The organism is Burkholderia sp. BCC1985 (genome assembly GCF_905339915.1).
In the GTDB taxonomy this organism is placed as follows: domain Bacteria; phylum Pseudomonadota; class Gammaproteobacteria; order Burkholderiales; family Burkholderiaceae; genus Burkholderia.
In genome coordinates this window covers 1-1,204 of record NZ_CAJPGY010000115.1, presented here as the reverse complement: position 1 = coordinate 1,204, position 1,204 = coordinate 1, and the positions used below count along the sequence as shown (strand labels likewise).

Annotated in this window: 1 protein-coding gene; it reads left to right on the top strand. The window is 60.9% G+C overall.

Annotated elements, in window-relative coordinates; all coding sequences use genetic code 11:
• Positions 1–61: 61 nt before the first annotated feature.
• Positions 62–1,188 (top strand): IS3 family transposase gene (locus U4Z31_RS36885; RefSeq protein ID WP_089499171.1). Its coding sequence is split into 2 segments (ribosomal slippage): positions 62–302 and positions 302–1,188, totalling 1,128 coding nucleotides; the frame shifts between segments, so codons are not numbered across the junction.
• The last annotated feature ends 16 nt before the right edge of the window (positions 1,189–1,204 follow it).

Genomic DNA, 1,204 nt, shown 5'->3' with positions numbered 1-1,204 from the left:
TGACCTGCTCCCCGCGTTTAGTACGGTGACGGTGTAGAGTCCGTTCCAGAGAGGAACGGCAATGAAAAAGCGATTCACCGAAGAACAGATCATCGGCATCTTGAAGGAAGCCGAGGCTGGCTTGAAGCCGGCGGAGCTGTGCCGCAAGTACGGCATCTCGGAAGCGACCTACTACAACTGGAAAGCGAAGTTCGGCGGGATGACGGTCTCCGAAGCGCAGCGCCTGAAGGAACTGGAGCAGGAGAACAACAAGCTCAAGCGCCTGTTGGCCGAATCAATGCTCGACAACGCCGCGCTGAAGGACCTGCTGGCTCGAAAGTAGCAAGCCCGCAGGCCAAGCGCGAAGCGGTCCGGATATTGATGACCGAACGTGCCATGGGTGTTACCCGAGCCTGCGGGCTGGTAGGGATTTCGCGCTCGCTGTTCCACTACGAATCACGCCGCCGAGTTGACGACGAAGCGCTGACTGGCCGGATGATGGCCATCGCCGCGCAGAAGCGCCGATACGGCTATCGCCGGATTCACGTGCTGTTGCAGCGGGATGGCTGCTTCGCCAACCACAAGCGCATCTGGCGCCTGTACAGCAAGGCGGGGCTGAGCGTGCGCAAGCGGCGACGCAAGCGTATTGCGGCTGTCGAGCGCACGCCGCTGCCGTTGCCAACAGGCCCGAATCAGAGCTGGTCGATGGACTTCGTTTCTGACGGGTTGGCCTATGGTCGGCGGTTTCGATGCCTGAACGTGGTCGACGACTACACGCGCGAGTGCTTGGCCATCGAGGTCGATACTTCGCTGCCGGGCCTACGAGTGCAGCAAGTGCTCGAGCGGCTCAAGGAGATGCGAGGCTTACCCGCATCCATCACGGTCGACAACGGGCCGGAATTCGCTGGTAAGGTGCTGGATGCATGGGCCTACGAAGCCGGCGTCACGCTGTCGTTCATTCGGCCTGGCAAGCCGGTGGAGAATGCCTATATCGAGAGCTTCAACGGGCGGTTCCGCGACGAATGCCTGAACGAGCACTGGTTCGTCTCGATGCGCCACGCCAAGCGGCTGATTGAGGAATGGCGTATCGAGTACAACACCGAGCGGCCTCATAGTTCGCTCGGCTATCTGACGCCTGCGCAGTTCGCCCGGGCGCACGACGCGAAGCAGCAGTTTTTAACCTCGGACTCTAACTGCAGTTCGGACTAAAACCGGGGGCAGGTCA